The 23,390-nt window shown below is 73.0% G+C and carries 19 protein-coding genes; 9 read left to right on the forward strand and 10 right to left on the reverse strand.

The genetic code is table 11. From position 1 onward, the window contains the following. Window positions 1-87: 87 nt before the first annotated feature. Window positions 88-2,466: a poly(ethylene terephthalate) hydrolase family protein gene (locus ACYVOM_RS16135; protein ID WP_460304176.1), complete on the reverse strand. Its 2,379-nt coding sequence runs from the start codon at window positions 2,464-2,466 to the stop codon at window positions 88-90. 184 nt (window positions 2,467-2,650) lie between these two features. Between ACYVOM_RS16135 and ACYVOM_RS16140 the strand changes: the two genes are divergently transcribed. Continuing rightward, the gene (locus tag ACYVOM_RS16140) at window positions 2,651-4,105 is read left to right on the forward strand and encodes an FAD-binding oxidoreductase (protein WP_460304177.1); all 1,455 of its coding nucleotides are present in this window, start codon (window positions 2,651-2,653) and stop codon (window positions 4,103-4,105) included. Here the strand turns inward: ACYVOM_RS16140 and ACYVOM_RS16145 are convergent. Continuing rightward, a complete protein-coding gene (locus tag ACYVOM_RS16145) occupies window positions 4,092-5,510 on the reverse strand; it encodes a glucose-6-phosphate dehydrogenase (protein WP_460304178.1) in 1,419 nt (472 codons plus the stop codon). The genes ACYVOM_RS16140 and ACYVOM_RS16145 overlap by 14 nt on opposite strands. Window positions 5,511-5,582: 72 nt before the next feature. Beyond that, complete coding sequence (locus ACYVOM_RS16150; protein ID WP_460304179.1) at window positions 5,583-7,226, reverse strand: amidohydrolase; 1,644 nt, start codon at window positions 7,224-7,226, stop codon at window positions 5,583-5,585. Window positions 7,227-7,454: 228 nt separating this feature from the next. Between ACYVOM_RS16150 and ACYVOM_RS16155 the strand changes: the two genes are divergently transcribed. From ACYVOM_RS16155 to ACYVOM_RS16180, 6 genes are read left to right on the forward strand one after another with little or no spacing between them, the layout of a single operon-like run. Continuing rightward, complete coding sequence (locus ACYVOM_RS16155) at window positions 7,455-8,969, forward strand: ABC transporter substrate-binding protein (protein ID WP_460304180.1); 1,515 nt, start codon at window positions 7,455-7,457, stop codon at window positions 8,967-8,969. Window positions 8,970-8,971: 2 nt separating this feature from the next. Then, a complete protein-coding gene (locus tag ACYVOM_RS16160) occupies window positions 8,972-9,961 on the forward strand; it encodes an ABC transporter permease (protein ID WP_460304181.1) in 990 nt (329 codons plus the stop codon). Then, complete coding sequence (locus ACYVOM_RS16165; RefSeq protein ID WP_460304182.1) at window positions 9,958-10,794, forward strand: ABC transporter permease; 837 nt, start codon at window positions 9,958-9,960, stop codon at window positions 10,792-10,794. The genes ACYVOM_RS16160 and ACYVOM_RS16165 overlap by 4 nt, the downstream gene beginning before the upstream one ends. Further along, window positions 10,787-11,695 (forward strand): ABC transporter ATP-binding protein, encoded by a 909-nt coding sequence (locus tag ACYVOM_RS16170; protein ID WP_460304183.1) that lies wholly within the window; start codon window positions 10,787-10,789, stop codon window positions 11,693-11,695. Before ACYVOM_RS16165 ends, ACYVOM_RS16170 begins: the two co-directional genes overlap by 8 nt. Continuing rightward, the gene (locus ACYVOM_RS16175) at window positions 11,688-12,434 is read left to right on the forward strand and encodes an ATP-binding cassette domain-containing protein (protein WP_460304184.1); all 747 of its coding nucleotides are present in this window, start codon (window positions 11,688-11,690) and stop codon (window positions 12,432-12,434) included. Before ACYVOM_RS16170 ends, ACYVOM_RS16175 begins: the two co-directional genes overlap by 8 nt. An 11-nt stretch (window positions 12,435-12,445) precedes the next feature. Then, a complete protein-coding gene (locus tag ACYVOM_RS16180) occupies window positions 12,446-12,850 on the forward strand; it encodes an ACT domain-containing protein (RefSeq protein WP_460304185.1) in 405 nt (134 codons plus the stop codon). A gap of 2 nt (window positions 12,851-12,852) precedes the next feature. On the opposite strand, the gene proC is transcribed toward ACYVOM_RS16180, so the two are convergent. The 6 genes from proC to ACYVOM_RS16210 form a co-directional block, all read right to left on the reverse strand. Further along, entirely contained in the window at window positions 12,853-14,268 is a 1,416-nt protein-coding gene (proC, locus tag ACYVOM_RS16185; RefSeq protein ID WP_460304186.1) for a pyrroline-5-carboxylate reductase, read from the reverse strand. A 130-nt stretch (window positions 14,269-14,398) separates the two neighbouring features. Further along, window positions 14,399-15,034 (reverse strand): DUF305 domain-containing protein, encoded by a 636-nt coding sequence (locus ACYVOM_RS16190; protein ID WP_460304187.1) that lies wholly within the window; start codon window positions 15,032-15,034, stop codon window positions 14,399-14,401. Continuing rightward, window positions 15,031-16,470, reverse strand: a complete 1,440-nt coding sequence (locus tag ACYVOM_RS16195) for an LVIVD repeat-containing protein (protein WP_460304188.1) — start codon at window positions 16,468-16,470, stop codon at window positions 15,031-15,033. Before ACYVOM_RS16195 ends, ACYVOM_RS16190 begins: the two co-directional genes overlap by 4 nt. A gap of 240 nt (window positions 16,471-16,710) precedes the next feature. Beyond that, window positions 16,711-17,580: an enoyl-CoA hydratase/isomerase family protein gene (locus tag ACYVOM_RS16200; protein WP_460304189.1), complete on the reverse strand. Its 870-nt coding sequence runs from the start codon at window positions 17,578-17,580 to the stop codon at window positions 16,711-16,713. A gap of 16 nt (window positions 17,581-17,596) precedes the next feature. Further along, window positions 17,597-18,367, reverse strand: coding sequence for an SDR family NAD(P)-dependent oxidoreductase (locus tag ACYVOM_RS16205; RefSeq protein ID WP_460304190.1), 771 nt, complete (start codon window positions 18,365-18,367; stop codon window positions 17,597-17,599). A 118-nt stretch (window positions 18,368-18,485) separates the two neighbouring features. Further along, complete coding sequence (locus ACYVOM_RS16210; RefSeq protein ID WP_460304191.1) at window positions 18,486-19,706, reverse strand: CaiB/BaiF CoA transferase family protein; 1,221 nt, start codon at window positions 19,704-19,706, stop codon at window positions 18,486-18,488. A gap of 192 nt (window positions 19,707-19,898) precedes the next feature. On the opposite strand from ACYVOM_RS16210, the gene ACYVOM_RS16215 reads away from it, so the two are divergent. Together ACYVOM_RS16215 and ACYVOM_RS16220 are read left to right on the forward strand one after the other, a co-directional pair. Further along, a complete protein-coding gene (locus tag ACYVOM_RS16215; RefSeq protein ID WP_460304192.1) occupies window positions 19,899-20,879 on the forward strand; it encodes an aldo/keto reductase in 981 nt (326 codons plus the stop codon). 470 nt (window positions 20,880-21,349) lie between these two features. Then, on the forward strand, window positions 21,350-22,384 hold the full coding sequence (locus ACYVOM_RS16220; protein ID WP_460304193.1) for a zinc-binding dehydrogenase: 1,035 nt from the start codon (window positions 21,350-21,352) through the stop codon (window positions 22,382-22,384). Between the two features lie 302 nt (window positions 22,385-22,686). Here ACYVOM_RS16220 and ACYVOM_RS16225 read toward each other — a convergent pair whose 3' ends face one another. Continuing rightward, on the reverse strand, window positions 22,687-23,355 hold the full coding sequence (locus ACYVOM_RS16225; protein ID WP_460304194.1) for a TetR/AcrR family transcriptional regulator: 669 nt from the start codon (window positions 23,353-23,355) through the stop codon (window positions 22,687-22,689). Window positions 23,356-23,390 lie beyond the last annotated feature (35 nt).

Consider the following 23,390-nt stretch of genomic DNA (forward strand, 5'->3'; position numbering starts at 1 on the left):
GAGAAAAAAGCCCGGATTCGGAGGGTTGGTTCCGAATCCGGGCCGGGAGGCGCCAGGCCCGGGGGGAGGGCCTGGCGCAAGGGCGGGTCAGTCGTCTTCGGTGACGACCAGGCGGGCGAAGCCGGAGCCGATGGCGGCGTTCGCCGGGACGGTGGCGATGACCTGGTAGGACTGCGCCGCCGTCGAGACCGTGTCGTTGCCGACCAGCGGAACGGTGAAGGTGCCGGAGGTGCGGCCGGCCGGGATCGTCACGACCGCGGTGTTCTGGGTGATCACCGGGGTGGTGCCGGTCGCCAAGGACTGGAGGTTCACCGTGACCGGGACGCGGGAGCGCTCGGACAGGGAGACCGTCAAGGTGGCGGTGCCCGGGCCGTCGCCTTCGACGACGGTCGCGCCCTCGACGGAGACCTGCGGCAGCTCGTCGAGGGTGGCCCTGCCGACGCTCATGTCGGTGAAGCCGAGGTCGGCGAGGTAGACGGCGCCGGTCGCGCTCGCGCCGGCGAGGACGATCGAGCGGATGTCCTTGGTGTCGACCTTCTTGAAGTCCCCGACCGGGATCCGGACCGAGCGCAGCCAGGTCTTGCCGAGCGGCGAGGCGGTGCCGGGGAAGGCGGTGAGCGCGTCGCCGAGGTCGGCGACGTTCACCGTGGCGGTCCTTCCCCTGCCGTCGACGACGGAGACCGAGAGGTCGAGTTCGGCCGCCGCGGGGACGGTCTCGTCGCGGGCCACCCGGAAGGACAGGTACTCGGACTTGGCGGCCTTGCGGTCCTTCTTGCCGACCGAGGCGGTGAGCCTGCCTGTGGTGTCGGCCCACGAGAAGCGCATGACGGGGGTCGCCGCGACGTTCGGGGCGTAGGTCGCCGGGGTCCACGAGGGAGCCTGCGAGGTGGTCAGGCGGGTCGCGCAGGACGGCAGGCCGGTCTGCGGGGAGCGGTCGAGCATCGAGGCGCAGATGACTCCGGTGGCGTTGCCGGACACCTCGGCGGAGGAGGCCGCGGAGGTGAAGGCGGCGACGTCGGTGCGCTCGCCGGCCGGGGCCTGGGCGACGCCGTGGACGACGGCGCGGCCCGCTGAGGCCGGGACCTCGTCGCTGCCGTCGAAGAGCGGCAGGAACTCGTCCTCGCCGCCCTGGACGAGGCGGAAGAAGCCCGCAATGTAGGCGGTGCCCACGTCGTACTGCTCGGCGGCGGTCAGCCGGTCGGGCGAGGCGTTCGTGCCGCAGGTCGCGTCGTTCTGGTTCGACCAGTCGTCGTTGGCCGGGGCGGTCGCCACGCCGGGCGTCCACTCGGTGTTGAAGAAGTTGTGGTTCGTGCCCATGATCATGAGCGACGACTTGAAGGCGGTGTCGTCGGCGTCCGCGTAGAGCGAGTCGTCGTAGAAGTGCTGGCCCTGCTGGTTGGAGACGTCGCCGTCGCAGTAGGGCAGGATGACGGCCATGGGCACGTCGGGCAGGGTGGCCCGCGCGAAGTCGGTCGGGGCGAGCGGCAGGACGGCCTCGATGCCGTACGGGTGCTTGCGGCCCGCGTTCATGAGGGCGGCCTTGACGACGCCCTCGCCGCCGCGGGAGTGGCCCATGAGGCCGATGTCGTCCATGTCCAGCCGACCCTTGAACAGGGAGACGAGCTGCGCGTCTCCCCTGCCCTTGTTCGCCTCGGCGAGCAGGTCGAGGTGGCGCATGACGACCTCGCCGCGCGCGAGCGCCCCGCGGTCCTCGGAGTAGCCGGCGTCCTGGGCGTTGACGCCGTTGGCCGCCACCGACACGACGACGTAGCCGTGGCTCGCCAGGACGTCGGCCGCGCCGGTGTAGCCGGTGTCGCTGAGGATCGGCTGGTAGCCGGCCGGGCAGGGCCAGGCGGAGTTGTTGGTCCGGCGGGTGGCCGGGTCGTAGCAGGCCGAGTGGCGGCCGTGCAGGAAGACGACGAGGGGCCGCTCGCCCTTGGCGCCGACGGGGAGGTACGCCGTGGCCTTGATCTCGCCCTTGCGGCCGCCGAGCCCCGCGAGGGTGATGGCCTCGTCGCCGAGGTCGTAGGAGGTCTGCTCGACCGCGTAGCGGCCGGGCGTGGCGGGGTCGGCGTCGGCCTTCTGCGGCTTCTTGCCGGGCTTCGGCAGCAGGCCGAAGGAGCGCGGCGAGACGAGGCTCTCGACTTCGCCGTTCCAGGCGACCTGGACGCTTTCGGGGTCGGCCGCGCGCGGGTCGGAGGTGAGCAGCGTCAGCGTCGTGCCGTCCGCGGACTCGATCGCGGGGCCGAGCGACTCGCCGTCGACGGCGAGCTCGGGGGCGGCGTCGCGGACGGGCAGGGCCTCGTCCAGCGTGAGGGTGATGAGGTGGCCGCCGTCGACCTCGGCGACGGTCCAGTCGCCACCGGGGGCCGCTGCGGCGGGGGCCGTCAGCAGGGACGTGCAGAGGGCGGTCGCGGCCGTTACAGCGAGGGCAGCGCGCGCCCAGGCCAGGGGGGCCTTGCGCATAGGTTCAGTTCCTTTCGGACGCGAAACAGCCGAGACACCAGAGGCGAGTGATGCTCATGTTTCGCAGGTTCGCGCCCGATTACAGCGGTCCAGAACTACCTTTCTGTTAAGTCCGATTCCGCCGATGTTAAATCGCCTTTGACATAACCGTCACACTCCGTATTGATGGGGCGTTCCTGCGCTGGTGAGGGGTACTTTCGAGAGGAAAGCGAGGTGCGTCATCACTCTCACGACCCACGAGGACCTGGCCAAGGCCCTGCCCGACAGCAGCCTCATCACCGATCCCGACGTGCTCGGGAGCGTCAGCCACGACGAAGCCGAGTGGGCGCCCGCCGGCGCGCCCCTGGCCGCGCTGCGGGCGCGCTCCGCCGACGAGGTGTCCCGCGCCGTCGCGGCCTGCGCCGACCTCGGCGTGCCCGTCGTCCCGCGCGGCGCGGGCACGGGCCTGTCGGGCGGCGCGAACGCGGTGGACGGCTGCCTCGTGCTCGACCTGTCGCGGATGAACGCCGTCGTCGAGATCGATCCGGCGAACATGCTCGCGGTCGTGCAGCCCGGCGTCGTCAACGACGACCTGAAGGCCGCGGCCGCCGAGCACGGCCTGTGGTACCCGCCGGACCCGGCGAGCGCGCCCTGGTCGACGATCGGCGGCAACGTCGCCACGAACGCCGGCGGCCTGTGCTGCCTCAAGTACGGCGTCACCCGCGACTACGTGCTCGGCATGGAGGTCGTCGTCGGCGGCCCCGGAGGCGCCTACGGGACGCGTCAGCGCATCGGCAGGCGCACCACCAAGGGCGTCGCGGGCTACGACCTCACAGGGCTGTTCGTCGGCTCCGAGGGCACCCTGGGCGTCGTCACCGAGGTGACGCTCAGGCTGCGCCCGGCGCGGCTCGACGCCCCGCGCACGGTCGTCGGGTCCTTCGAGGGCCTGGTCGAGGCGGGCAGGGCCGTCGCCCTGGTCACCGCGCGCGGTCTCGTGCCCGCCGCGCTGGAACTGCTCGACCGGACGTGCCTGGAGGCCGTCGAGGACTGGAAGCACCTGGGCGTGGACCCGTCGGCCGAGGCGATGCTGCTGGCCAGCGTCGACTCCCCCGGCGCGGCGGGCGACGAGGAGGCCGCGGCGGTCGCCGCCGCGTTCCGGGACGCGGGCGCCCTGTGGGCCGAGCGGTCGAGCGACCCCGTGGAGGCGGAGGCGCTGTTCTCCGCCAGACGCCTGGCCTACCCCGCGCTGGAGCGGCTCGGCCCCGTGCTCACCGAGGACGTGTGCGTGCCGCGCTCGGCGGTCCCGGCGATGCTCGGCAGGGTCGAGGAGATCGGCCGCCGCCGCGGCGTCAGGATCGCCACCATCGCGCACGCGGGCGACGGCAACCTGCACCCGCTGCTCATCACCCCGCCCGGCGACGCGGCGGCCCGCGCCGCGGCCCAGGCGGCGTTCGAGGACCTCATCGCCGCGGCCCTGGCCCTCGGCGGCACCGTGTCGGGCGAGCACGGCATCGGCCTGCTCAAGCGCGCGGGCATGCAGCAGGAGCTCTCACTCGGCGTCCGGGCGATGCAGCGGGCCGTCAAGGACGCCCTCGATCCCTTGGGGCTCTTCAACCCCGGCAAGGTCCTCGGCGCGGACCCGGACTTCACCCTGCCGTAGCGCCCGGGGTGAACCAGCGGCCGCCGGGCGTCAGCCGGGCGGCCTCGGCCGGGCCCTCGCTCCCCGCGCGGTAAGGGATCGGCGGGTCCCGCGGGTCGAGGAGCGGCCCGACGACGCGCCAGCACTCCTCGATCGCGCGCATGCTCGCGAACCGGCGTGCGTCGCCCGTCATCGCGGCGGCCATGACGCGCTCGTAGGCGGTGACATTGCTCCCCGTCAGGTGGGGGAAGTCGGCGGCGGGCGCGACCACGTCCAGCGCGTCCGGTTCGAGGGCTGCGTCGGCGGACCACGGGCCGTGCGCGGCCAGGAGCCGGACGGTCACCCCGGCCTCGGGTTCCAGCCGCAGCCGCAGCAGGTCCGGGGGCGAGTCCGCCGCCGCCCGCGCGTGCTGCGTGGCGGGCGCCGGACCGCGCAGTTCCACGACGATCTCCGTCGCGGTGGCCGCGAGGCCCTTGCCCGCCTGGACGCAGAAGGGCACGCCCGCCCACCGCTCGGTGTCCACGAACAGGCGGAGGGCGGAGAACGTCTCGGTCGTCGAGTCGGGGCGCACCCCTTCGGTGTCCCGGTAGCCGTCGTACTGGCCGCGCACGTAGTCCTCGGGCAGGACGGTCCGGAACGCGCGCAAGGCCCTGACCCGTTCGGCGACGACGTCCTGCGCGGCGTTCGTCTCGGGGGTCTCCATCGTGAAGACGGCGAGCGTCTGGAGCAGGTGGTTCTGCACGACGTCGCGCAGGCATCCGGTGCCGTCGTAGAACCCTCCCCGTCCTTCGACGTCCAGGTCCTCGATCCCGAAGACCTGGACGGAGCGCACTGCGTCGCGGTGCAGGATCCGGTCGACGAGGGGGTTCGCCGCCCGGAAGGCGAGCAGGTTCTCCACCGCGTCCTTGCCGAGGAAGTGGTCGACCCGGAAGACCTCCTCGGTGGGGAAGCACCGCGTCAGGCGGGCCTCAAGTGCGCGGGCCGAGGCGAGGTCGTGCCCGAACGGCTTCTCCACCACGAGCCTGGCCCGCTCGTTCAGGCCGGAGGCGGCGAGGGCCTCGGCGGCCTTGGCGTACTGGTCCGGAGGGATGGCCAGGTAGTGGGCGAGGAAGCGGCGGTCGGCGACCTCCGCCGAGACGGCCTGGAAGGAGTCCGGGTCGTCGTAGTCGACGGCGGCGAGCCGGAGCAGCCCGGCGAACTCGGCGAAGACCGCGTCGTCCACCGGTCCCTGCGCCTCGACGGCCGCCCTGGCCCGCTTGCGCATCTCCGCCAGGGTCCGGCCGCCGCGGGAGACGCCGACCACCCGGCCGAGCGGGAAGCCGTCCCGCACGAGCCGGTACAGCGCGGGCAGGACCATCTTCGCCGCGAGGTCGCCGGTGATCCCGAACAGCACGAGCGCGTCGGCCCGCCGCCCGTCCTCGTCCATGAGCCTTCCCCCGTCCCTTACCGGGCCCCTTCCCGCCCCCGCCTCCGGGAGAAACCTCGCGGGGCCTCCGGATCAGGCCGTCGGGGAGGCGTGGACGCGGGTTCCGTCGACGAAGGTGAGGTCGACCCGGGTCTCGGCGAGGGCGTTGGGGGCGGCGTAGGGGTCGCGGTCGAGGACGACGAGATCGGCGCGGTTGCCGGGAACGAGCGAGCCCGAGTCGTCAAGGTGGTTGGCGTAAGCGGAGCCCGCCGTGTAGGCCGCCAGGGCGGTCGTCAGGTCGAGGCGCTGGTCGGGGAGGAAGACGGGCCCGTCGTCTTCCGGCAGGACCCTGTTGACGGCGACGTGCAGTGCCTCGAAGGGGTCGGGGGTGGAGACGGGCCAGTCGCTGCCCATCACCAGGGTCGCGCCCGCCTTGTGGAGGTCGGCGAACGGGTACTGCCATCCGGCCCGCTCGGGGCCGAGGAACGGGATGGTCAGCTCGTCCATCTGGGGCTCATGGGCCGCCCAGTAGGGCTGGAGGTTGGCGAGCGCCCTGAGGGCCCGGAACCGGGGCACGTCGGAAGGATGGACGATCTGGAGGTGGGCGAGCTGGTGCCGGGTGTCGCGGAACCCGTGCGCGGCCCGTGCCGCCTCGATCGCGTCCAGCGCCTCGCGGACGGCCCGGTCGCCGAGCGCGTGGAAGTGGACCTGGAAGCCGTGCGCGTCCAGCGCGGTGACGTGGGAGCGCAGTGCCTCGGGATCGACGAAGCTGAGGCCGCTGTTGCCGGTGAGGCAGCCGCACGCGTCGAGGTACGGGGAGGTCATCGCGGCGGTGAAGTTCTCCGCCACGCCGTCCTGCATCACCTTGACGGTCGAGCAGCGCAGCCGCCCTACGGTGAGCCGCTCGCGCGCGGCGAGGAGGTCGGTGATCTGCTCGCCGCCCTTGGTCCGCGACCACCACAGCGCCCCGACGACCCGGGCCGTCAGCAGCCCGTCCTTCGCGGCGGTCAGGTAGGCGTCGGAGATGTCCGGATAGCCGTCGGCGCCGCAGACGATCGCGTCCTGCCAGGCGGTGATGCCGAGGCCGTGCAGCATCTCCTGGGCCCGCAGGAGGCCTTCCAGGCGCTCGCGCGGGGTGTCCGGGGGGATGTGCGCCCCGACGAGGTCCGCGGCGCCCTCGTGCAAGGTCCCGGACGGGTTCCCGGCGGCGTCCCGCTCGATCCTGCCGTCCGCCGGGTCGGGGGTGGCCGCGCTGAGGCCGGCGAGCTCCAGCGCGCGGGTATTGGCCCACGCCCCGTGGTGGTCGCGGTTGTGCAGGAACACCGGCCGGTCGGCGACGGCCTGGTCAAGGAGCGCGGCCGAGGGGGTGCCCCCGGCGAAGCTCTCCATGGACCAGCCGCCCCCGGTGATCCAAGGCAGGTCGGGGTGGGCGTCGGCGTAGGCGCGGATGCGGCGGAGGTACTCGGCCACGTCGGTCGTGCCCGTGAGGTCGCAGCGCGCGAGTTCCATCCCGCCCATCACGGCGTGGATGTGCGCGTCCTGGAACCCGGGGAGCAGCGCCCGCCCGCGCAGGTCGACGACCTCGGTGCGGTCCCCGATCAGCTCCTTCACCTCGTCGTGCCCGACCGCGAGGATCCGCCCGTCCCGGACGGCCAGGGCCGTCGCCCGGCTGCGCGCCGCGTCCATGGTCAGGACCGGTCCCCCGGTGAAGACCAGATCGGCGGGACGGTCACTCATGCGTGCTCCTCGGTTGCCCGTGCGCGCGACTGCGCACCGGACCAAGGATGCCCGAAATCCGCCTTCGAGTGCTCCCGCCCGCACTGGGCCGGACCGGAGTCCGGCCGGTAACCGTCGCGTTAAGCCTGATCTCCGCGGCGGATCGGCACCGCGGGCTCTCTTGACGCCGCCCAGACGGCTGACCTACGTTCCCATGTGCGTAACGGTGTTTCTGATAAGGAAACGAATATGGGCGAAGTACTGTTCCTGAGCCGCAGGCGGCTCCTCCAAATGGGCGGCCTCGCGGCCCTGGCCGTGGCGACCGGGTGCGCCACAAGCGAGGAAGAGGGCGGCGACGCCGCCTCCACTCCGTTGGTCTTCGCCTCCACCTCGATCACCAACTCCCTCGACCCGCTGATCGCGCTGTCCAGCGTCGGCACCACGTTCACCACCCAGGTGTACGACCCGCTGATCAACCTCGGCGCTGGCGGCAAGGCCGAGCCCGCGCTCGCCACCTCGTGGAAGCAGATCGACGACAAGACCATGGAGTTCACGCTCCGCGAAGGCGTGACCTTCCACGACGGCGGCGCGTTCGACGCCGACTCCGTGGTCGCCAACATCGAGCGGGTCCTCTCCGACAATCCCGCCTTCGCCGCCCGCAAGGGCGAGATGGGCTTCCTGAAGGGCTCCGAGGCCGTCGACGCCAAGACCGTCAGGGTCACCACCTCCGCACCCGACCCCGTGCTGCTCAACCGGCTGAGCCGCCTCCACATCGTCGATCCCTCGATCTTCGAGAAGGACCCGGCGAAGGTCGCCTCAGGCACCGGCCCGTTCAAGGTCGCCGGGTACGAGGTCAACAAGAGCATCGACCTCGACGCGTTCCCGCAGTCGTGGCGCAAGCCCGGGGCGGTCACGTCCGCGCGCCTCGTCGCCATCCCCGACTCCGGCACCCTGACGACGGCGCTGCGCTCGGGGGAGATCGACGCGGTGTTCGGCCTGCCGCCCGCGGTCGCCGCCCAGCTCAAGGACTTCACGGTCGAGGCTCCCCCGGCGGGCTCGTGCGCGATCCTGTCGATGATCCCGGCCGTCGAGGACAAGCTCCGCGACAAGAACGTGCGGATCGCGCTGAATCTCGCGGTGAACAAGGACGAGTTCGTCAAGGAGGGCCTGTCGGGCTTCGGCGAGGTGCCGACCGGCCAGCTCCTCCAGCCCGGCTACCCGGGCTACGACGACGCGCTCCAGGGCTACGGGTACGACGTCGCCAAGGCCAAGCAGCTCCTGGCCGACGCGGGCGCGGAGGACCTGACCCTGAACATCGCCACCACCGCCCTGTTCAAGCAGCAGGCCGAGATCGCCGCCGGCTACCTGACGGCCGTCGGCATCAAGAGCGAGGTCGTCATCCAGGACCTGGCGACCTTCATCACCTCGCTGCTCAAGAAGAGCGAGGTGCCGCTGCTGTACTGGCAGACCGACTACTTCGACCTGAAGGACATCGCGAGCGTCAGCCGGTTCGGCGCGCAGCCCGAGGGCGTGCAGAGCCACTTCGAGAACGACGACTACACGTCGCTGTTCACGAAGTCCGGCACCGAGATGGACGCCGCCGCGCGGGCCGCGACGATCCAGGAGATGGCCGGCATCCTCAACGAGGAGGCAGGCGTGGTGTTCCTCGCCTGGCCGCAGACCGTCTACGTGCACGGCAAGAGCACCGACCTCGGGCTCACCCCGAGCGGCAACGCCGACTTCGCCACCTCGAAGAAGTCCTGACGTTGGCGACCGCCTCGCTCAAGCGGCCGGACGCGCCACGCGCGCGTCCGGCCGCGCCCGCCTGGCTGCTGTGGACCGTCCTCATCTGGGCGATCCGCCTCGCCGTCACCGTCCTCGGCGTCCTCACGCTTCTGTTCGCGTTGCTGCACCTTTCGGGCGACCCCGCCGCGGTGCTCGTCGGGCCGGGCGGCAGCTCCGAGGACCTGGCGCGGGTCCGCGCCCAGCTCGGCCTCGACGACCCGTTCCTCGACCAGTACCTGGGCTTCCTCGGCGACGTCGCCCGGCTGGACTTCGGAACGGCGAGGGCCAGCGGCGAGTCGGCCCTTCCCGCGGTCCTCGCGAAGCTGCCCCTCACCCTTCAGCTCGTCGTCTCCACGCTCGTCCTGTCCCTCGCGCTCGGCCTGCCGCTCGGCGTCGTCGCCGCGGCCCGCCGCGACGGGCTCCTCGGCCGGCTCGTCTCCGGCGCCGCCGCGCTCGGCCAGGCGATCCCGAACTTCGTCCTCGGCCTCCTGCTGCTGCTGGTGTTCGCGCTCTGGCTCGGCTGGCTGCCCTCCTACGGCTCGACCACGCCCGCGCACGCGGTGCTCCCGGTCGTCACGCTCACCGTGTTCACCCTCGCGCGGGTGGTCCTGCTGACCCGCGCGGGCGTGCTGGAGGCGCTTTCGCAGGACTTCTGCCGCGCCGTCGTGGCCAAGGGAGGCAGCCGCGCCCGGGTCCTGTGGCGGCACGCGCTGCCGAACGCGTTCCCGCCGGTGCTGGCGTTCCTCATCACCGACACGGGCTACCTGCTGTCGGGCACCGTCCTGGTCGAGCAGCTCTACGCCTACGACGGGATCGGCCGCGGCCTCGTCGTGGCGATCACCGAGCAGGACTACCCGACGGTTCAGGCCACCGTGTTCACCGTCGCCGTCATCGTGGTCGCCGTCAGCGCGCTGGGCGACGTCCTCGGGAGGGTCGCCGACCCCCGCGTCGGAAGGGAGTCCGCCGGATGACCCGCCTGTCCTCCCCGGCACGCGCCGCGCTGGCCGGGCTCGTGCTGCTCGCCCTCGCCGTCGTGTTCGGACCGCTGCTGCTGTCGGCCGACCCGCTGGAGCAGAACCTGTCCGAGGGGCTCGCGCCGCCGTTCTGGATGGACGGGGCCGTCGCCGGGCACCCCCTCGGCACCGACCAGCTCGGCCGCGACCTCCTCGTCCGCACCCTCGCGGGCGGCCGGACATCCCTGCTCGTCGGGTTCGTCGCCGCGACCCTCGCCTGCCTGGTCGGCGTCGTCGCCGGGCTCGTCGCGGGCTACCTCGGCGGGCCGCTCGACCGGATCGTCATGGGCGTCGGCGACCTGTGGATCGCGTTCCCGTTCCTGGTCCTGGCGATCGCCGCGATCACCGTCGTCGGGTCGTCCACGACCGTCCTCATCGTGCTCCTCACCCTCGCCGGATGGGTCACCCCCGCACGGGTCACCCGCGCGCTGGCACGCCGCCTGAAGGGCGAGGACTACGTGAGCGCGGCCGTCGGATTCGGCGGCGGCCACCGGTACGTGCTCACCAGGCACCTGCTGCCCGCCGTCGCGGGCGCGAACGCCGTCATCTGGACGTTCATGGTCGGCGCGCTCATCCTCATCGAGGGCGGGCTGTCGTTCCTCGGCCTCGGGGTCCGGCCGCCGACCCCGTCCTGGGGGACGATCCTCAACGACGGGCGCGACCTCATGGAGACCGCGTGGTGGGTGCCGCTGTGGCCCGGCCTCGCCCTCACCGTGACGGTCCTGCTCGTCAACCTCCTCGGCGACGGCCTGCGCCGCGTCTTCGACGTGAAGGAGAGCGACCGTGCTTGATGTCCACGACCTCCGCGTCACCGCCGGGGACACCGTCCTCGTCGACGGGATCTCCCTGAACGTCGGGTACGGGCGCATGCTCGGGCTCGTCGGGGAGTCCGGTTCGGGCAAGACGACGGCGGTCCTCGCACTGGCCGGGCTACTGCCCGAGGGCGTCGACCGGGCTTCGGGAAGGGTCCTGCTCGACGGTGCGGAGCTCACCGAGGAGCGGCTGGCGAAGGTCCGGGGCAAGGACGTCGGCCTGGTCTTCCAGGACCCGTCGGCCTCGCTGGACCCGCTCATGCGGGTCGGCGCGCAGGTCGCCGAGGTGTTCCGCATCCACGGCGCCGCACGCGGAGAGGCCCGGCGCAAGGCTGTCGCGTTGCTCGCCCGCATCGGCGTCGACCGGCCCCGCGCCTACCCGCACCAACTGTCCGGCGGGCAGCGCCAGCGCGTCGGGATCGCCGTCGCGATCGCGCTCGAACCGCGGCTGCTCATCGCCGACGAACCCACCACGGCGCTCGACGTCACGATCCAGGCGGAGATCATGGAGCTGCTGCGCGGCCTGCAGGAGGAGACCGGGACCGCGATCGTCATGGTCAGCCACGATCTCGACCTCGTCGCCAGGCAGGCCCACGCGGTGGCCGTCATGTACGCGGGGCGACTGGTGGAGGTGGGCGTCGCCGGGCGGATCTCGACCGGGGCCCGGCACCCTTACACGAAGGCGCTCCTGGCGTCCCGGCCGAAGCTCGGGGCGCCGCGCGGCCCGCTGCCGGTGGTCGCGGGTCAGGCGCCGCATCCGTCGGCCAGGCCGCCGGGGTGCGCGTTCCATCCGCGCTGCCCCGTCGCGCTGGCCAGGTGCGCGAGCGAGACGCCGGAGCTGAGGAACGGCGTCGCGTGCTGGGCGGTCGGCGATGAGTGAGCCGCTGCTTTCCCTGACCGACGTCCGCAAGTCCTACGGGCGGCACGAGGCAGTCGCGGGCGTCAGCCTGGACGTGGGGCGCGGCGAGACCGTCGCGGTGGTGGGCGAGTCAGGGTCGGGCAAGTCCACGCTGGGTCGCTGCGCGGTCCGGCTGACCCGGCCGACGTCCGGGAGCGTCAGGTTCGACGGGACGGAGCTCGCCGGGCTGCCCGCGCGGCGGCTCAGGCCGCTGCGGCCCCGGTTCCAGATGGTGTTCCAGGACCCGTCGGGCTCGCTCAATCCACGCTGGACCGTCGGGCGCTCGCTCGCCGAACCGCTGCGGCTGCAGAAGCGGGACGCCGACGTGGGCGCGCTGCTGGACGAGGTCGGACTCGATCCGTCGTTCGCCGGGCGCAGGCCGCACGAGCTGTCCGGAGGGCAGCGCCAAAGAGTGGGGATCGCCCGCGCGCTGGCGTTGTCGCCCGACCTTCTGGTCCTCGACGAGCCCGTCACGGCCCTGGACGTCTCGGTGCAGGCGCAGATCATCAACCTGCTGCTGGAGCTCCAGGAATCCCGTGGGCTGGCGTACCTGCTCATCTCGCACGACCTCGCCGTCGTCGGCGCGCTCGCGCACCGGACCGCGGTGATGAGCGCGGGGCTGATCGTCGAGCGAGGACCGACCGAGCAGATCATGCGCGCGCCCGAGCACCCCTACACCCGGACCCTCCTGGCCTCGGCGGGCGGTGCGCGGGACGTCTAGGCTGGTCGGCCGTGACTCCCGAGACCGACCTCGCCACACTGCTCGCCGGAATGCGGCCCGGGCTCGATCCGGGCCGCTACGTCTTCACGACCGTCCCCGGCCCCGTCCCCGCGAGGCTCGCGCCCGTCGTGACGGTCGCCGAGGACGAGGGGCTGACGCTCGTGCTGCGCCAGGAGGAGGCGGAAGCGGCGGGCCTGCCTTACGGCTACGTCGCGGCCCGGATCACGCTGCGGGTCCACTCGGCGCTGGAGGCCGTGGGGCTCACCGCCGCGGTCTCCCGGGTCCTCGCCGACGCGGGGCTCAGCTGCAACGTCGTCGCCGGCTTCCACCACGACCACCTCTTCGTGCCCTATGAGGCGGCCGACCGTGCCGTCGCGCTGCTCACCGGGCTGTCGGAGCGCGCCGCCGCCGGGTGAGCTCAGCCCGTCCGGTGCAGGAAGCTCTCCGCGAGGGACGCGAGCCTGCCCTCGTCGAGCCGGTACAGCGGCTCCGACACGTTCACCCCGATCCACGCCGGCACCGTCCCGGCCGTCGCGGGCACCGTCCAGGCCGCCTCCAGCGCGACGGGCGTCGCATAGGCGGCGAGCCGGAGCGCCTCGCCGAGCCTGGCGAAGTTCGGGGCGGGCTCGCCGCGCCGCCACAGGAGGGACGGGCCGACGCTGCGCCAGGCGTTGACGACCCCCACCTCCAGCTTCTCCGGGCGGTCGCCGGGCAGGAGCGGCGTGCCGTCGGGCAGCCGCCAGTGGGCGGGCGCGTCCGCGAGGGTGCTCCAGGTGCCGCGGCGCACCGCCTCCAGGACGGCGCGCAGGAACACGGGGTCGGCGACGCGGGCGCCGAGGAAGACCTCGTCGGTGCAGAACACCTCGACGGCGACGTCCTCGTCCGCCGCGTCCAGCCATTCGTCGAGTTCGCGCACCGAGGCCGTGTGCGGGCGGACGACGAACGGCTCCTCCCAGACCCCGCCCGAGGCGAACTGGAGCCGGGTGACGGCCAGCGCGGCCCGCGTCCGCAGGATCTCGGGCAGCCGGGCCGCGGTCGGGTCAGCCCGCTCCGCGGCGGCGCGGACGGCCTGCCGCACCGCGCGCGCCACCTGGCCCCGGTCCAGCCTGTCGAGTGCCGCCGCGGTGGTTCCGCCGGGCGTCGCGACCTCGGCCAGCAACTCGTCCGGTGCCGCGTCCTCCTCGCGGAGCAGGATCCCGGCTCCGGCGAGGGTCCGGGTGACCAGGAGGCGGGCGGTGTCGCGGTCGAGGCCCTCGCCGACCGCGGCGTCCACGAGCGTGCCGGCGAGATAGTAGAGGTAGGCCGGTCCCGAGCCCGCGACGGCGGTGGCCGCCGCCTGCTGCTCCTCGGCGACCCAGGCGACGGCCCCGACCGCGCGGAACAGGCTCTCGGCCCGCTCCCTGGCCTCCGAGGCCGCCCCGGCCGGCGCGGACAGCACGGTCATGCCGGCCCCGTAGGCGACGGGAAGGTTCGTCATGGCCCGGATCGCGGTCGTCTCGCCGGGCAGCGCCGCGACGAGGGTCTCCAACCGGACCCCGGCGGCGAGCGACACGATCGCCGCACCCGGCCGGAGCACCCCCGCTATCCGGCCGAGAACCCCCGCGACCCCGGCCGGGGGCACCGCCACCAGGACCGTCGCGGCGTCCTGGACGGCTTCGGCGGGATCCGTGCCGACCGCGACGCCGAGCCGCTCCGTCAGCAGCGCGGCGGCCTCCGCCGACCCCGACGATCCGCCGATCGCGGCGGCCGGGACGCCCGCGCGCAGCAGCCCGCGCACGAGCGCCTCGCCGAGCCGTCCGACGCCGATGACCGCGACCTCAGCCCCAGTGCCCATAGGGCGGGTCTTGCCGCCAGGAGACCGGGACATCCCGGCCGCGCCCGATCTTTACCGGGCGCTGACCGGCTCGGCTTCGGGCCGGCCGGGGCCGGAGGGCGCGCGCCCCGCCCTCCGGCGCCGTTCCCGTTCAGGCCGGGGACGGGAGGGGCTCGGCGCCGAGCGCCGCGAGGAGGCCCGTCATGGTGGCGGTCTCCTGGCGCTGCTCGGTGGCCGCGCGGACGGCGAAGGCCTTCACGTCGGGGTCCGCGGTCAGGCGTACCGCCGCGTCGGCCATGAGCACGCCGCCCTGATGGTGGCGGATCATGAGCTGGAGGAAGCGCGCCTCCAGGGCCTCCCCTTTCAGGTCGCCCAAGGCGTCGACCTCGTCCACCGTGGCGAGGCCGGGCATGGAGGCCTCCTCGCCATGGGCGTGGGCGTGGCCATGGCCGTCCGTCCAGGACATCGGCGGGTCCTCGCCGATGTGCGGGGCGTCCCAGAGGGCGAGGAAGCCTTCGAGCTGTCCGATCTCGCGGAGCTGGGCGAGCTGCATGCCCGTCGCGAGCTGGGACACCGCGTCGCCGGCGCCGCCGCCGAGGACCGCCTGGGCGAGGGTCACGGCCTGCGCGTGGTGGGCGATCATGTCCTGGGCGAAGCCGATCTCCACCTTGCCCGGCGCTCGGCCGCGGTCGCCGCCGCCCGCCCCGGTGACGAGGAGGGCGGCGACGGCGCCGAGGGCGATGAGCGCCAAGGCGGTCAGGGCCCGGCCCGCGAGAGCCCGGGTCATCGCGGGTACGCGCCGTTGGTGAACCGCAGGAGCAGCGCCCCGTTGTCGTCGCAGGCTACGTACAGGCGGTTTCCGGCGAAGCGCGGCGGGGACATGCACCAGTCGGCCGTCATGTCGGTCTCGCCGGTGTAGAGCGGGGCGTCGTCGGGCGTGGTGTTCAGCAGGTCGGAGAAGTAGCCGCCGAACGGGACGAACGCGTGCGCGGAGTTGGTGAGCCTCGCCCGCTTGCCGACCTGCGCGGCGGGATTGAAGTAGGCGATCTCGCGAGGGCGGCGCAGATCCCGGATGTCGAACACGCGGATGCCCGACTGGGCCCAGCCGCACGCCAGGGCCGTCGGATTCACGGTCCGGTCCATCGTGCAGTAGTGGGAGTCGTAGCCGAAGATGCCGTTCCTGGCCAGGTCGGCCTTGCGGGCGCCCGTGTGCTCCGGCCGGTTGATCTCCAGCTTGATCTTGCGGACGAGCTTGGGCCTGCGCTCGTTCGAGAGGTCGAAGAACCGGACGCCACCGGATCCCAGTTCGTCGACCGCGATCATGTAGGTGCGGCCGCCCTGGGTGAACGGGTGGGCGTACTGGCTGACTATGCCGTCGTCCCAGGAGACCTTCGAGATGAGCCTCAGGCGGGCGTTCGGCTTGCGCCGCTGGATCTGGCTGGAGTCGAAGACGCTGATCCCGGCGGGGATGCCTGAGTTGGCGATGAACAGGCGGTCGCCGTCCGGGCTGACGTGGACGCCGTGCGACAGGGTGTCGGTGAGCCCGTTGAAGACGACCTTCGGCTTGCGCGGATCCGTCATGTCCAGGGCAGCGACGACGCCTCCGACGATGCCCGTCGTCCAGTAGGTGCGGCCGTCGGGCGACCAGGCCGCCTCATGGCCGGGGAACGCGCCGGGCATGGTGAGGTGCGTGCCCTTGATCCCGTTCAGCAGCCTCGGGTGGGCGCAGTCGGTCTTCACGTCGTAGACCGAGACGAAGAACCCGCCCACGGCCGCGCCCACGGACACCGCGGCGAGCAGCCCGCGGCCCTCGTGCACGCGCAGGGTCTCCCACGTGCCGCCGAGGGTGGCCGGGCTCTTCAGCGAGGCCATCAGCTTCGGCTTCTCCGGGTTCTTGAAGTCGATGACGTTCACACCGGGCCGCTTGGCCGTGACGGCGCTCGGGAGGATCGTCCCGAGGTACTGGCAGGTCCCGTAGGACGCGCCCACGGTGGCCTGCCCTTGACCCTGGTACCGGCTGACGAGTTCGAGGTTGCACTCGTAGCCGGACTTGGAGCGCCCGCTCTTGCGGTCCTTCAACGGGACCTGCCCTTGCAGGCCCGTCTCCGGCCTCGACCCCTGGCCGCACTCCGCGCGCGGCACCTTCGCGCTCACGGCGGCCCCCGCTACTGCGGGCGACCCTCCGGCCGAGCCCAGCCCGACGGCGAGGAGCAGCCCCGCCAAGCCCGCTCCGGCCCTCGTCCACCGCTTCGGTCCGTCCGTGCCGGACCCCGGTTCACGCGCCACGGCTCTCACCCGTCTCCCGCTCGGTCATGTTTCCAACGAGTAACTTAAGTGAGCGGCCACTCAGTGAATAGAGCAGGATTCGCGAAAAGCGAGAATGGCGTTTCGTGCCAAAGTGCAGAGAATCCAGGACAGACCACCTCGCCGCGGCCCCGGGGTCGGGACGCGGCGGGATCCCCGTCAGGAGTCGGTGTACTTCGCCGGGCGGCGCTCCAGGAAGGAGACGATCTGCTCGGTCTGGTCGCGCGTGTAGGACGTGAGGATCTGCGTGCGGTTCTCCAGGTCGATGCCCGCCTGGAGGCTGCCGACCTCGAGCTGGCTCCAGGCCACCTCCTTCGTCATCCACACGCCCATCGGGCTGTTCGCGACGATCTGCGCGGCGATCTCCAGGGCGGCCCCGACGACCTCGCCGTCCTCGACGACCCGGCTCACCAGCCCGATCCGCAGCGCCTCCTCGGCATGGACGAACCGGCCCGTGAGGAGCAGCTCGTGCGAGATGCCCGCGCCGACGAGCCGGGGCAGCAGCCAGCTCGTGCCGATGTCGCAGCCGGACAGGCCGATCCGAACGAACGCCGCGTTGAACTTCGCCGACTCCGCGCAGACCCGGACGTCGCTGGCGAGCGCGAGCGCGAAGCCACCGCCGGACGCCGGGCCGTTCACCGCCGAGATGACCGGCTGGCGCAGATTGCGCAGCTTAGGTACCAGCGAGGCGATGGCCTGCTGGACGTGCAGGCCCGCCTGCGGGCTCGACAGCCGCGGCGCGGCGCCCGTCTCGGGCTCGTCGCGGTCGCGGCGCGGCGGGTCGTGCAGGTCGAGCCCGGCGCAGAACGCGCGGCCCGCCCCGGTCAGCACCACGACGCGGCACGAGTCGTCGAGCGCGATCTCGTCCAGGGCGCGGTGCAGATCCTTGATCATCTCGCCGGACATGGCGTTGAGCCGGTCGGGCCGGTCCAGGGTGAGCAGCCGCACGCCGGGCGCGGGCTCCGCCGACCGGACGGTCCGGCCTTCGGCGGGGGTGTCACGCAGGTAAGCGTCGCCATTGATGAGCATGGTGTTCCTTCCTCTTTCAGCGCGCCACGAGGCCGCCGTCGACGTGCAGCACCTGCCCGGTCATGAAACTCGCCGCGTCCGAGGCCAGGAAGAGCGCGGGGCCGACCATCTCGTCGGGGTCGGCCATCCGCTTCTGGAGCGCTGCCTGCTCCATCGCCTTCTGGAACTCGGGCGGGTTGTTGCGGACCATGTCGGTGTCCACGGTGCCGGGCGCGAGGGCGTTCACGCGGATGCCGCGCGGAGCGAACTCCGCGGCCATCGCCCGCGTGTAGGACACCATCGCGGCCTTGGCGGCGGCGTACATCGAGACGTAAGGGGAGAAAAGGAAGGCGCCCGCGGAGACCACGTTCACGACCGAGGCGTGCGGGCTCTCGGTGAGCGCCTCCAGCGCGCGCTGGACGAGGAACACGGGGCCGCGCACGTTGACGTCCTGGGACTTGGCGAACGCCTCGGGGGTGAGGGCACCGAGCGGCAGGGCCAGCGGGTTCGCGGCGTTGTTCACCAGGATGTCAAGGCCGCCGAAGGCGTCGACGGTGCGAGTGACGAGCGTGTCCAGCTCGTCGAGGTCGCCGAGGTGCGCGGGGACGCCCAGCGCCTCCGCTCCCTGGGCCTTCAGGCGGGCCTCCGCGGCGGCGCAGGCCTCGGGCTTGCGGCTGGCGACGACGACGCGCGCACCGGCGGCGGCGAATCCCTCGGCGATGGCGAGGCCGATGCCCCGGGTGCCCCCGGTGACGAGCGCGGTCCGCCCGTTGAGGTCGAAGAGCGACCGCAGCTTCTCGGCGTCCATGGTGGGCCTCCTCCGCGCGGTCCGGCGACGGGGGGTGGGCCCGGTGCCGCGCCTGGGAAACTCTTCCGGAAATGGCATCTTCTGTCAATATATATAATATTCAACTTTGCCCGCGTCGTCAGCGCAGGACGCCGCCCTCGGCGAGCCGGGCGATCTCGGCGTCGTCGTAACCGAGGCCGCGCAGCACCTCCGCGGTGTCGGCGCCGCGCGGGCGGGGCGCACGCGGCGCCCGGGTGCGGGACCTGCCGAACGACACCGGCACGCCCACCCCCCGGTAGTCCTCGTTCTCGACGTAGAGCCCGCGGTGGCGCACCTGCGGATCGGTGAGGGCGGTCCCGACGTCGTTCACCGGCCCTGCCGGGACTCCCGCCGCGATGAGGCGCCGGGTCAGCTCCGCGCCGTCCCAGGCGTCGATGAGCCCGCCGAGCAACTCGGCGAGCTCCTCGATGTGGGTGATGCGGCCCGGGTTGTCGGCGAACCTCGGATCGTCGGCGAGCTCAGGCCTGCCGAGCACGCCGACGAGCGCGGCGAACTGGCGGTCGTTGGCGGCGCTGACGAAGAAGTCGCCCGAACGGGTCGAGAAGACCTGGTAGGGCGCGAGAACGGGGTGCGCTCCCCCCGTGCGGCGCGGGATGCGGCCGTCGGCGGTCCAGCTCGCCGCGTGCGGGTGCAGCAGCGACACGACGGCGTCGAGAAGCGCCGCGTCCACGAGTTGGCCCCGGCCGCTCGCCACCCGCTCGTGCAGGGCGAGGAGGATGCCGCTGAACGCCAGGTGCGCGGTCATCACGTCGACGACGGGGACGCCGACCCGCAGCGGCTCCCGGTCGGGATAGCCGTTGACGCTCATGAGGCCGCCGTAGGCCTGCAGGACGGCGTCGTAGCCGGGCAGGCCGCCCATCGGGCCGTCGGAGCCGAAGCCGCTGATCCGGCAGTAGACGAGCCGGGGATGCCGGTCGGCCAGGACGTCCTCGTAGCCGAGTCCCCACCTCGCCATCGTGCCGGACTTGAAGTTCTCCACGACCACGTCGGCCTCCCCGACGAGCCGGGTGAGGACCTCCCTCCCGGCGGGAGAGGCGAGGTCGAGGGCGATGTTGCGCTTGTTGCGGTTGAGTCCGTAGAAGTAGGCGCTGGTGCCGTCGTCGTGGAAGGGCGGGCCCCAGGTGCGGGTCTCGTCTCCGGCCGGTCCCTCGACCTTCAGGACCGACGCGCCGTGGTCGCTCAGCATCTGGGCGCAGTACGGGCCGGCCAGGACCCGGCTCAGGTCGAGCACCCGAAGCCCGGACAGGATGCCGCCCGGCTCTTCGGCGGCGCCCCAGATGTCGCCTGCGGCCTCGGCCATCGCCCGCCTCCCTACCGCGTCTGCGCGGAACGTGCCAAACGGCAGGAACCTATCAGGGCGGTCCTCGGCTCCTCCCCTGCAGGCCGTGTCTAGGCGAGGGCCTTACCTGGTCGCACCCGGAGCCCGTACGCCGCGGGGTAGCTCTCCCTCCAAGGGGTGCGGCTCGGGGCCGGCCGGAGGTGAGGGGCAGACATGGAGTACACCCGCCTGGGGGCGTCGGGGCTGCGCGTGAGCAGGATCGCGCTCGGCTGCATGAGCTTCGGCACCCCGTCGGAGCGGACGCCGTGGACGCTCGACGACGCGGCGGCCGGCGACCTGTTCAGGCAGGCGCTCGACCTCGGCATCACCTTCTGGGACACCGCCAACATCTACGGCGCGGGCACCTCGGAGGAGATCGTCGGACGCGCACTGCGGCGCTACACGCGACGCGAGGACATCGTGCTGGCCACCAAGGTGTTCTTCCCGATGGGCGAAGGACCGGGCGGGGCCGGGCTCTCCCGGCGGGCGATCATGGAGCAGGTCGACGCGTCCCTGCGGCGGCTCGACACCGACTACATCGACCTGTACCAGATCCACCGGTTCGACCCCGGTGTCCCGGTCGAGGAGACGATGGAGGCGCTGCACGACGTCGTCAAGGCGGGCAAGGCGCGCTACCTCGGGGCGTCCTCGATGTGGGCGTGGCGGTTCGCCAAGATGCAGGAGGCGGCCGACGCGCACGGCTGGACGCGCTTCGTCTCGATGCAGGACCAGTACAGCCTGATCATGCGCGAGGAGGAGCGGGAGATGTTCGGGCTGCTCGCCGACCAGGGCGTCGGAAGCCTGCCGTGGAGTCCGCTCGCGGCCGGGCTCGTCGCACGGCCGTGGGGCGAGCGGTCGACCAGTCGGGGGGCGAGCAACCCGACGCACGACCCGGCGGGACGGCCGCTGTTCCTGGAGTCCGACAGGGCGACCGTGGACGCCGTCGAGCGGATCGCCGCCGCGCACGGGGTCTCGATGGCGCAGGTGGCGATGGCCTGGGTGCTGCGCAATCCTGTGGTCACGGCCCCGATCGTCGGCGCGACCAAGCCGCACCACCTCACGGACGCCGTCTCGGCGCTCGAACTGCGCCTCACCCGGGAGGAGATCGCGGCGTTGGAGGAGCCGTACACGCCGCGGGAGCCGACCTACTTCTGAGCCCTTCGAGCTGCTGAGCCCTTCGAGCTGCTGAGCCCTTCGAGCTGCTGAGCCCTTCGAGCTGCTGAGCGCTTCGAGCTGCTGAGCGCTTCGAGCGCGCTTGTCTCCGGCCGCTTTCCGTGCCCGTCCGGGTGCGGAGGGCGGCCGTTCCGCTCACTGTCCTGGACCGGTCCCAGGAGGGCGGGGAACGGGTGCCGCGGTGCGCGGTTTGGGACCGGTCCCAGCCGGACGAGGCGTCGGCTGGGAGTCGTCACCGTGTGCGACCCCACGCTTTGTCCGTACCGTCCGACGTGCGAAGATCTCCGCGAGCCCAGCCGGGGCCAAGGGACGCCCACCCGGGGCGCCGCCCCTGCCGGGCCTCCCGGCGCGGCACGGCGCCGCCGCGACGCGCGTCCGGCGGCGGCGGACGCCCGGGGGTCGGCCGGAGCACGGACGGTCGACGCCGATCATCTTCGAGGGGAAGTGCTCTCATGCGGGCAACCTTGCTTTACGGTGCTGGCGACATCCGCGTGGAGGAGGTGCCCGACGCCGCGATCCGGCAGCCGACCGACGCGGTCGTGCGGGTGCTGCGCTCGTGCATCTGCGGCAGCGACCTGTGGCCTTACGGCTCGCAGCCCGCGGGAGAGCGGGGCCGGCGGATCGGGCACGAGTTCCTCGGCGTCATCGAGGACCTCGGCGCCGACGTCGGCGGCCTGGCCCGCGGCGACCTCGTGGTGGCGCCGTTCATGTTCTCCGACAACTCGTGCGAGTTCTGCCGCGAAGGACTCCAGACGTCCTGCCGACACGGCGGCATGTGGGGCGTCGGTGACGTCGACGGCGGCCAGGGCGAGGCGGTCCGGGTCCCGCAGGCGCAGGGCACGCTGGTGAAGCTGCCTGTCGCCGCGGACTCGGCCCTGCTGCCCTCGCTGCTCACGCTCTCCGACGTCTTCCCCACCGGCCACCACTGCGCGGTGAAGGCCGGGGTCGGGCCCCGCACGACCGTCACCGTCATCGGCGACGGCGCGGTGGGCCTGTCGGCGGTGCTGGCCGCCCAGCGGCTCGGCGCGGAGCGGATCATCCTCATGGGCCGCCACAAGGACCGCACCGACCTGGGCGTCGAGTTCGGCGCGACGGACGTCGTCGCCGAGCGCGGCGAGGAGGGCGTGGCGAAGGTCCGCGAGCTGACGGCGGGCCGCGGCACGCACGCCGTCCTGGAATGCGTGGGGCTGGAAGAGGCGGTGAACACGGCACTGCGCGTGGTCCGCGCGGGCGGCGTCGTGAGCCGGGTGGGCGCCCCCCAGTACGGCCGCGTCGCGCTGGGCACCGCGTCCTTCCTCAAGAACATCACCTTCACCGGCGGCGTGGCCCCCGCCCGCGCCTACATCGAGGAGCTCCTGCCCGACGTCCTCGAAGGCCGCGTCCAGCCAGGTCGCGTCTTCGACCGCACCGTGTCCCTCGCCGACACCGCCGCGGGCTACGCCGCCATGGCCGACCGCACCGCCCTGAAGGTCCTCATCGAGCCCTGACGCCTCGGGGGCGCCGGTCCGGCTCAGGACGGGCGCTCCGGGCCGTCGCAGCCCATGACGACGCGCGGGGCCTCGGCGCCGGCCGGAACACCGCGGCGGTCGACGACCTCGACCCGGCCGGGCCCGACCGCCTCTGTGCACTCGGGAGGCTCCGCCTTGAGCCCGCCGAGGTCGGCGGGCAGCGCGGCGTCGGGCGCGTGGCGCCGCCCGTCGAGCGAGAAGACGACACGGGTGCCGCTGACCGCCTACGCCGTGCGGCGCTCGATCCCGGTGCCGGCGGGGGCGGGCCGAGTGGGGCCGGGTCAGGTTCTGGCGGGGTGGGCGGCGTGGTGGAGGCGGGTGGCGGCGGCGCGGCGGGCGCGGATGAGGGGGGTCGCCGAACCGTGGAGGGCCGCGTCGCCCACGGCCTGCCAGATGAAGGCGCTGAGTTCGAAGGCGAGCTGGTCGGGGTCGGACTCGTCGGGGAGTTCGCCGTTGCGGATCGCGGCGCGGAGCGTGTCGGCGAGGTGGGCACGCCAGTCGGACATGTCCTTGGCGATGGCGTCATGGACGCGGCCGGGGCGCGAGTCGAACTCGGCGGCGACGGAGTAGACGATGCATCCGCCGGGGAACACGCCTTCGGCGACGTAGTCGAGCCAGTTGTCGATCAGGGCCTCGGTGCGGGCGAGACCGTCGGGCGCCTGCTGGGCGGGCAGGATGACCCGTGCGGTGAAGACCCGGCGGGCCGCGCGCACCGTGGCGAGCTGCAGCTCCTCCTTGGATCCGAAGTGCGCGAACAGCCCGCTCTTCGACAGCGAGAGATCCGCCGCGAGCCGCCCGATCGAGAGCCCCTCCAGCCCCTCGCTCGACGCGATCGCCATGGCCCGTTCCAGAATCAGCCCCCGCGTGTGCTCCCCCCGCACCACCCTCCCATCGCCCCGCCTGCCCCCGCGCCCCACGCCGCCGTGCGTGCCGTCCGCCGATTCGTTCATAGGAAAACAATACGACCATTCGTTCTACTAGTCGC

This window comes from Actinocorallia aurea, assembly GCF_054783995.1.

What these genes read in the sequence shown, in the direction of transcription:
- ACYVOM_RS16135 (WP_460304176.1), bottom strand. Translation starts at nt 2,466, where the DNA reads ATGCGCAAGGCCCCCCTGGCCTGGGCGCGCGCTGCCCTCGCTGTAACG.
- ACYVOM_RS16145 (WP_460304178.1), bottom strand. Translation starts at nt 5,510, where the DNA reads ATGGACGAGGACGGGCGGCGGGCCGACGCGCTCGTGCTGTTCGGGATC.
- ACYVOM_RS16150 (WP_460304179.1), bottom strand. Translation starts at nt 7,226, where the DNA reads ATGAGTGACCGTCCCGCCGATCTGGTCTTCACCGGGGGACCGGTCCTG.
- ACYVOM_RS16155 (WP_460304180.1), top strand. Translation starts at nt 7,455, where the DNA reads ATGGGCGAAGTACTGTTCCTGAGCCGCAGGCGGCTCCTCCAAATGGGC.
- ACYVOM_RS16165 (WP_460304182.1), top strand. Translation starts at nt 9,958, where the DNA reads ATGACCCGCCTGTCCTCCCCGGCACGCGCCGCGCTGGCCGGGCTCGTG.
- ACYVOM_RS16175 (WP_460304184.1), top strand. Translation starts at nt 11,688, where the DNA reads ATGAGTGAGCCGCTGCTTTCCCTGACCGACGTCCGCAAGTCCTACGGG.
- proC (WP_460304186.1), bottom strand. Translation starts at nt 14,268, where the DNA reads ATGGGCACTGGGGCTGAGGTCGCGGTCATCGGCGTCGGACGGCTCGGC.
- ACYVOM_RS16190 (WP_460304187.1), bottom strand. Translation starts at nt 15,034, where the DNA reads ATGACCCGGGCTCTCGCGGGCCGGGCCCTGACCGCCTTGGCGCTCATC.
- ACYVOM_RS16200 (WP_460304189.1), bottom strand. Translation starts at nt 17,580, where the DNA reads ATGCTCATCAATGGCGACGCTTACCTGCGTGACACCCCCGCCGAAGGC.
- ACYVOM_RS16205 (WP_460304190.1), bottom strand. Translation starts at nt 18,367, where the DNA reads ATGGACGCCGAGAAGCTGCGGTCGCTCTTCGACCTCAACGGGCGGACC.
- ACYVOM_RS16210 (WP_460304191.1), bottom strand. Translation starts at nt 19,706, where the DNA reads ATGGCCGAGGCCGCAGGCGACATCTGGGGCGCCGCCGAAGAGCCGGGC.
- ACYVOM_RS16215 (WP_460304192.1), top strand. Translation starts at nt 19,899, where the DNA reads ATGGAGTACACCCGCCTGGGGGCGTCGGGGCTGCGCGTGAGCAGGATC.
- ACYVOM_RS16220 (WP_460304193.1), top strand. Translation starts at nt 21,350, where the DNA reads ATGCGGGCAACCTTGCTTTACGGTGCTGGCGACATCCGCGTGGAGGAG.
- ACYVOM_RS16225 (WP_460304194.1), bottom strand. Translation starts at nt 23,355, where the DNA reads ATGAACGAATCGGCGGACGGCACGCACGGCGGCGTGGGGCGCGGGGGC.